Origin of the sequence: Micromonospora sp. NPDC023633, assembly GCF_040640035.1 — a bacterium.
In the GTDB taxonomy this organism is placed as follows: Bacteria; Actinomycetota; Actinomycetes; order Mycobacteriales; family Micromonosporaceae; genus Micromonospora.
Window position 1 is genome coordinate 1 of the sequence record NZ_JBFABB010000208.1, and the last position, 7,020, is coordinate 7,020.

The following is a 7,020-nucleotide window of genomic DNA, read 5'->3' on the forward strand; positions in this document are numbered from 1 at the left end:
ACCGAGTCGGCCGACGAATCGGGATAAAGACAGCAAGCGTCGGTCTGCCGGTGAGTCAGACCAACCCGGCGACCCACCCCACCATCCTCACTGTCCGCCGCCGACCCACACCTTGGTGGAGCTGGCCAGGGCCGGGGTGACAAGGTGGAGCGGCCAACCGGACGAACGACCATGTCACCCCGGCCCTGGTCCGCTCGGCTCGCCTGGGTCGGTGGCTGGCGGGATGGCATCCCACCACCCACGAACCGGAACCGCTCGGTAACTCCATCTCGGAGTCGTCTGGCCCCGCCAGAGGCATGCCCTTAATTGGCCGGCGCGCCGGCTAATGCCGGCGCTTGCGCCGCCAGCAGGCCGAGCGCGGCCGGCGCGGCCCGCTTGCGGGCCGCCTTGATCCAGAAAACGAACAACTCGGCAGATGACCCGGGTAGCCACCTGACATTGACCAGCGGTCAAGATGCGCTACCGGCCCGGCGCACTTGACCGCCGTGGTCCCCAGGAAGCCAGAAGGGCCGACCCGATGTGTCGGATCAGCCCTCTGACCTGCTGTTACACCTTGTCGGGACGGCCGGATTCGAACCGACGACCCCTTGACCCCCAGTCAAGTGCGCTACCAAGCTGCGCCACGTCCCGATGCTCCCGCGCGGTGCTCCCCGCGACAGCCGGTACAGCTTAGCGCAGGATCTTCGCGCCGTCCGCACTGCCCCCTCCCGTACCGGAACGCGTCGTCCGGCACACCTCCCCTAGAGCTTCCTAGGAGGATGGGTGGGTTGGTGGGCGGCGAGAAAGCCGGGTGGGAGCGTGCTCCCACCCGGCTTTTTCAGGTGCGGTGGGTCAGCCGTGCGCCTTGCCCCGGCCGCCGGGGCCGAGCTTCTTGCGGGGGCGTACGGAGATCTCGATCGGGCTGCCCTCGAAGCCGAACTCCTCGCGCAGCTTGCGCTCGACGAACCGCTGGTAGCCGGCGTCCAGCGGAGCGGTGGTGAACAGCACGAAGCGCGGCGGCGCCACGCCCGCCTGGGTGGCGAAGAGGATCTTCGGCGCCCGCCCGCCACGCACCGGGTGCGGGGTCGCCTGCACCAGCGCGGTCAGCCACGAGTTGAGCTGCGCGGTCGGCACCCGGGTCTCCCAGCTCGCCAGGGCCTTGCGCAGCGCCGGCGCCAGCTTGTCGACCGCCCGGCCGGTCTGCGCCGACAGGTTGAGCCGGATCGCCCACGGTATGCGGCGCAGCTCGCGATCGATCTCCTTGTCCAGGTAGTACCGGCGGTCGGCGTCGACCAGGTCCCACTTGTTGAAGGCGATCACCAGCGCCCGGCCGGACTCGGTGACCATGGACAGGATCCGCTGGTCCTGCTCGCTGATCGGCTCGCTGGAGTCCAACAGCACCACGGCGACCTCGGCGGCCTCGATCGCCCCGGCGGTCCGCAGGCTGGCGTAGTACTCGGTACCGCTGGCCTTGCCGACCCGCTTGCGCAGGCCCGCCGTGTCGACCAGCTGCCAGGTCTCCCCGCCGATCTCGACCAGGCTGTCGACCGGGTCCACGGTGGTGCCGGCGACCGAGTCGACGACCGCCCGCTCCTCGCCCGAGAAGCGGTTGAGCAGGCTGGACTTGCCGACGTTCGGCCGGCCGACGAGGGCCACCCGGCGCGGGCCGCGCGGCCGGTTCTCGACGATCTTCGGGGCCTCCGGCAGCGCGTCCATGATGGCGTCGAGCAGGTCGCCGGAACCGCGCCCGTGCAGCGCCGACACCGGGTATGGCTCACCCAGGCCCAGCGACCACAGCGAGGTCGCCTCCATCTCGATGGCGGTGTTGTCGGCCTTGTTCGCGACCAGGATCACCGGCTTGGCGCTGCGGCGCAGCATCCGGACGGCCGCCTCGTCCACGTCCGTCGAGCCGACCATAGCGTCGACCACGAACAGCACCACGTCGGCGGTGGCGACCGCCGTCTCGGCCTGCGCCGCGATCGCGGCGGCCCGGTCCTTGGCGTCGGGCTCCCACCCGCCGGTGTCCACCACGGTGAACTGCCGGCCGGCCCACTGCGCGTCGTACGGGACGCGGTCCCGGGTGACCCCGGGGACGTCCTCGACGACCGCCTGGCGGCGACCGATGATCCGGTTGACCAGGGTCGACTTGCCCACGTTGGGGCGGCCCACCACGGCCACGACCGGCTGCGGACCGGTCGGCTCCTCGGTGTCGACGTCCGGTTCCCGCAGCTCGATCCACCCGTCGGTCTCGGTCATGCCACTCCCCGATCGGTCAGCAGGTCGCGCAGGCGCCCGACGACCTCGTCGATGCCCAGCTCGGTGGTGTCCAGCACCACGGCGTCGGCGGCCTGGGTCAGCGGGTCGGCCTTGCGGGTCGAGTCGAGCCGGTCCCGCCGGGCCAGGTCGGCCGCGGTCGCCGCGACGTCGGTGGCGTCCTCGGCGCTGCGCCGGGCGGCCCGGGCCGCCTCGGAGGCGGTGAGGTAGACCTTCAGGTCGGCGTCCGGGGCCACCACGGACCCGATGTCGCGACCCTCGACCACGATCCGGCCGGCATTGGCGATCATCTCGCGCTGCCGGGTGACCAGCAGGGTGCGCACCGCCGGCACGGCGGCCACGGCGGAGACCGCCCCGGTCACCTCCGGCCCGCGGATCTCGGCGTCGACGTTCACGCCGTCGGCGGTCACGCCGTAGCCCTGAGGGTCGGTGCCGATGCGCAGGTCCACCTCGCCGGCGACCTTGGCCACCGCCTCGACGTCGGTCAGGTCGACCCCCGAGCGCAGCACCGCCCAGGTGATGGCGCGGTACATGGCGCCGGTGTCGAGATAGCGGGCACCGAGGCCGACGGCTAGCCGCCGGGAGACGGTGGACTTACCCGAACCGGACGGCCCGTCCACAGCGACCACGCATCGCCCGGCCCGTTCGTTTTCCTCCACCGTCGTCCTCCTCAGCCCGTACCTCACGAAACACCGGATGTGCCGCGAGCGGTTGTCCAAACGTTCTCAATGATGCCCGGCGTCGTGCTCCGCGCGATGGGCGCCGCCGGCGCCGGGCCGCCAGGGAGCCTACCGGCAGCCGTACCCCGAACTCGGGGGTCAGTCACCCACGGCCTTGAACAGGGCGGCGACCTCCGCGTTGGTCAGCCGCCGCGTCCGCCCGGCGCGCAGGTCGCCCAGCCGGATCGGCCCGATCGCGGTACGCACCAGCCGGCTCACCGGATGGCCCGCCTCGCCGAGCAGCCGGCGGACGATGTGCTTGCGCCCCTCGTGCAGGCTCAGCTCCACCTGGGCGGTCCGTCCCAGCGTGTCCACCACCCGGAAGGAGTCGACCTTCGCCGGCCCGTCCTCGAGCTCCACGCCGGCCATCAGCCGCTTGCCGAGGTTGCGCGGGATCGGCCCGGACACCTCGCAGAGGTACGTCTTCTGCACCCCGTACGACGGGTGCATCAGCTTGTGCGCGAGGGTGCCGTCGTTGGTGAGCAGCAGCAGGCCCTCGCTGTCGGCGTCGAGCCGCCCGACGTGGTAGACCCGCTGCTCCACCCGGTTGCCGAGGAAGTCGGCGAGCGCCGTGCGGCCCTTCTCGTCGGCCATCGTGGAGACGACCCCGCGGGGCTTGTTCATCGCCAGGTAGACCAGCCGGGTGTCGGCGACGAGGCGCTCGCCGTCGACGTGGATCACGGCGGTGGCGGGGTCGACCTTGTCGCCGAGCTGGGCGACCCGGCCGTCGACGGTGACCCGGCGGCGGAAGATCAGGTCCTCGCAGGCGCGCCGGGAGCCCACACCGGCGGCGGCCAGCACCTTCTGCAGGCGCTCGGCCCCCTCGAAGGCGGGCGCGTCGGGGCGGGGCGTGCGGTCATCGCGTGGCATCGGCAAGCTCTTCTACGTCGTCGGGAAGGAACGGGGCCAGCGGCGGGAGGTCGTCGACGCTGTTCAGCCCGAGCTTCTCCAGGAACATCGTGGTGGTCCGGTAGAGGAACGCCCCGCTGTCCGGTTCGGTGCCGCACTCCTCGACCAACCCGCGGGACACCAGGGTACGGATCACCCCGTCGCAGTTGACACCCCGGATGGCGGAGATCCGCCCCCGGGTGACGGGCTGCTTGTAGGCGATCACGGCCAGTGTCTCCAGCGCGGCCTGGGTCAGTCGCACGGACTGCCCGTCCAGTACGAACCGTTCCACGTAGGTGGCGTATTCCGGCCGGGTGTAGAGACGCCAGCCACCTGCGGCTCGGCGCAGCTCGAAGCCGTGCCCGGCGGCCGTGTAGCCCGCGGCGATCTCGTCCAGCACCGGCCCGATGCGCTCGGCGGGCTGCTCCAGCACCTGGGCGAGGGTCAGCTCGCTGACCGGCTCGTCCACCACCAGCAGGATCGCCTCCAGCGCCCCGCGCAGCTCGGCGTCGTCGAGTTCCGGGGCCGGCTCGGGCACGGGCGTCGCCCGCCGCCGGGCCCTGGGCGCCTTCTCCGGCCCGCTGCCGCCCGGGCCCTCCCCCGCCGGCGCGGGCGGCACGTCCGCCGCCGCGGGCCCCTCGGCGATCCCGGCGGGCCCCGGCGCCCGCGGCGGCTCCGGGAGCGCCGGTGGCCCCGGTTCCGGCGGGTTCAGGGACTCCGCAGGCACCGGCGGCCCCGGGGGCTCCGGCGGGTTCAGGGGCTCCGCGGGCGGTGGCTCCGGAGCCGACGCGGGCGGGGACTCGCCGGGATCGTCGGCGTCGGGCGTGGCGGAGGGGGCCGTGGGTCGCTGCCAGGGAGGCACCCAGGCGGCCGCCTGGTCGGCCAGGGAGTCCCGGCGCTCGTCGCTGTTCATCCCTCTGCTCCTCCCTGATCGCCGTCCGGTCGCCCGGCGGACTCGGCGGACTCCGCGGACTCGGCGGGCCCGGCCGCCTTGGCGGGCTCGGCGGGCTCGGGCGGGGCGCCCGCGTACTCGTCGATGTGCAGGTCGGGGCCGCCGTCGGCGGGACCGGTCCAGCGTACGGTCAGCTCCTCCAGGGCCTGCTCCTGGACGAAGGCGACAAGGCCCTCCCGGTAGAGCTCCAGCAGGGCCAGGAACCGGGCCACCACCTCCAGGGTGGCCTCGCAGTCGGCGCAGAGCAGCGAGAAGGTGGCCGTGCCCGCCCGGCGCAGCCGCTCGGTGAGGATGGCCGCGTGCTCCCGGACGCTGACCCGCACCATGTGCACGTGGGCGATGGACACCTCGGGCACCGGCTTCGGCGTCATCGCCCGGATCGCCAGCTTCAGCAGCCGCTCCGGGCCGATGCCGAGCACCAGGTCGGGCAGCGCCTCGGCGTACCGGGGCTCCAGGGTGACCGCGCGGGGATAGCGTCGGCCGCCGACCTCCTCCAGCGCCGCGATGTGCGCCGCCGCCTCCTTGTACGCCTTGTACTGCAACAGCCGGGCGAAGAGCAGGTCCCGCGCCTCCAGCAGCGCGAGGTCCTCCTCGTCCTCGACCTCGGCGGCGGGCAGCAGCCGGGCCGCCTTGAGGTCCAGCAGGGTCGCGGCGATGAGCAGGAACTCGCTGGCCTCGTCCAGGTCCCACTGGTCGCCCATCGCGCGGATGTAGGCGATGAACTCGTCGGTGACGCGGTGCAGTGCGACCTCGGTCACGTCGAGCTTGTGCTTGCCGATCAGCTGGAGCAGCAGGTCGAACGGGCCGGTGAAGTTCGCCAGCCGGACGGTGAACCCACCGCTCTCCGCCGCCGCCTCGGGCACCCCGGCCGGGTCCGTCGGCACCTCGGCGACGGCCTCGGCGGCCCGTACGGGCGGCTGCTCCGGCGTCGTCGGAGGGTCGAGGGGTGGGGCGGTCACCGGGAGACCGTAGTCCACGCCCCGGACGGCTCGGCGCGAAGGTGCATCCCGGCCTACCGCTCGGCCTGGGCGGCGATCACCTCGCGGGCCAGCTGGCGGTAGTTGCGGGCACCCGACGAGGCCGGGTCGAGCGTGGTGATCGGGGCACCGGCGACGGTGGACTCGGGGAACTTGACGGTCTTGGTGATCACCGTCTGGTAGACCTTGTCGCCGAACGCCTCCACCACCCGCTGGAGCACCTGCCGGCAGTGGGTGGTGCGGCTGTCGTACATGGTGGCGAGGATGCCCTCGAGCTCCAGGTCGAAGTTGAGCCGCTCGCGCACCTTGTCGATGGTGTCCAGCAGCAGGGCCACGCCGCGCAGGCTGAAGAACTCGCACTCCAGCGGGATGAGCACGCCGTGCGCCACGGTCAGCGCGTTGATCGCCAGCAGGCCCAGCGAGGGCTGGCAGTCGATCAGGATGTAGTCGTACTCCTTGCGGACCGAGCGGAGCACCCGGGCCAGGGCCATCTCCCGGGCGACCTCGTTGACCAGCTGGATCTCGGCCGCGGAGAGGTCGATGTTGGCCGGCAGCAGGTGCAGCCCCGCCACGTCGGTCTTGATCAGGACGTCCTCGGCGGTGACGTCGTCCTGCATGAGTAGGTTGTAGACCGACAGGTCGAGGTTGTGCGGGTTGACCCCCAGCCCGACCGAGAGGGCGCCCTGCGGGTCGAAGTCGACCAGCAGCACCTTGCGGCCGTACTCGGCCAGCGCGGCGCCCAGGTTGATGGTCGTGGTGGTCTTGCCCACGCCACCCTTCTGGTTGGCCATCGCGATGATCCGGGCCGGGCCGTGCCGGTCGGTCGGCATCGGCTCGGGAATCGGCTTGCGCATCGTGTATGCCGCCGGATCCGCCGGACCGAGATCCGCCCCGAGCGTGGCCTGCTGCTCGCGGAGCTCCGACGTCCAGGTCTCGGCACGGTCACCGTTGCCAGCCATGTGCTCGTTGCCCCCTCCCGACGACCACCCGGCGTCGGAGCCGTCCGACGTCCTTCGCGGCGCCGCTGCGCACCCCGGTCCGCATCACCATCGCCCCAGGAGGTCCGCGCCGATGCCGACTGTACGCCACCGCCCGGCGGCCCGGTCGCACCCGCTCGGCGTGTCGCCGCCCCGCCGACCAGGCCAGCCGTCGGCGGCGTCCACCGCGCACCGCCCCGGGCGCCGTCGCGCCGCGCGAACCGGCCGGCGGCCACCGGAGCGGACCGGGGTCC

The 7,020-nt window shown here is 72.9% G+C and carries 6 protein-coding genes and 1 tRNA gene; all 7 read right to left on the bottom strand.

Annotation, left to right across the window (positions count from 1 at the left end):
* Nucleotides 1-556: 556 nt before the first annotated feature.
* Nucleotides 557-630, bottom strand: a tRNA-Pro gene (locus AB0G13_RS33240).
* Between the two features lie 201 nt (nt 631-831).
* Nucleotides 832-2,235 carry a ribosome biogenesis GTPase Der gene (der, locus tag AB0G13_RS33245; protein WP_357883207.1) on the bottom strand — a complete coding sequence of 468 codons (1,404 nt, stop codon included), beginning with the start codon at nt 2,233-2,235 and terminating at the stop codon, nt 832-834.
* On the bottom strand, nt 2,232-2,912 hold the full coding sequence (gene cmk, locus AB0G13_RS33250) for a (d)CMP kinase (protein WP_357883210.1): 681 nt from the start codon (nt 2,910-2,912) through the stop codon (nt 2,232-2,234). Before cmk ends, der begins: the two co-directional genes overlap by 4 nt.
* Before the next feature lie 159 nt (nt 2,913-3,071).
* Nucleotides 3,072-3,842, bottom strand: coding sequence for a pseudouridine synthase (locus AB0G13_RS33255; protein WP_121397673.1), 771 nt, complete (start codon nt 3,840-3,842; stop codon nt 3,072-3,074).
* Nucleotides 3,829-4,773, bottom strand: a complete 945-nt coding sequence (gene scpB, locus AB0G13_RS33260; protein ID WP_357883213.1) for an SMC-Scp complex subunit ScpB — start codon at nt 4,771-4,773, stop codon at nt 3,829-3,831. The genes AB0G13_RS33255 and scpB overlap by 14 nt, the downstream gene beginning before the upstream one ends.
* On the bottom strand, nt 4,770-5,771 hold the full coding sequence (locus AB0G13_RS33265; protein ID WP_357883216.1) for a ScpA family protein: 1,002 nt from the start codon (nt 5,769-5,771) through the stop codon (nt 4,770-4,772). The genes scpB and AB0G13_RS33265 overlap by 4 nt, the downstream gene beginning before the upstream one ends.
* 53 nt (nt 5,772-5,824) lie before the next feature.
* Nucleotides 5,825-6,748, bottom strand: coding sequence for an AAA family ATPase (locus tag AB0G13_RS33270; protein WP_121397670.1), 924 nt, complete (start codon nt 6,746-6,748; stop codon nt 5,825-5,827).
* Between the last annotated feature and the right edge of the window lie 272 nt (nt 6,749-7,020).

Bases quoted from the DNA above. Each gene is read 5' to 3' on its own strand.
- der (WP_357883207.1), bottom strand. From the start codon at position 2,235: ATGACCGAGACCGACGGGTGGATCGAGCTGCGGGAACCGGACGTCGAC.
- AB0G13_RS33255 (WP_121397673.1), bottom strand. From the start codon at position 3,842: ATGCCACGCGATGACCGCACGCCCCGCCCCGACGCGCCCGCCTTCGAG.
- scpB (WP_357883213.1), bottom strand. From the start codon at position 4,773: ATGAACAGCGACGAGCGCCGGGACTCCCTGGCCGACCAGGCGGCCGCC.
- AB0G13_RS33270 (WP_121397670.1), bottom strand. From the start codon at position 6,748: ATGGCTGGCAACGGTGACCGTGCCGAGACCTGGACGTCGGAGCTCCGC.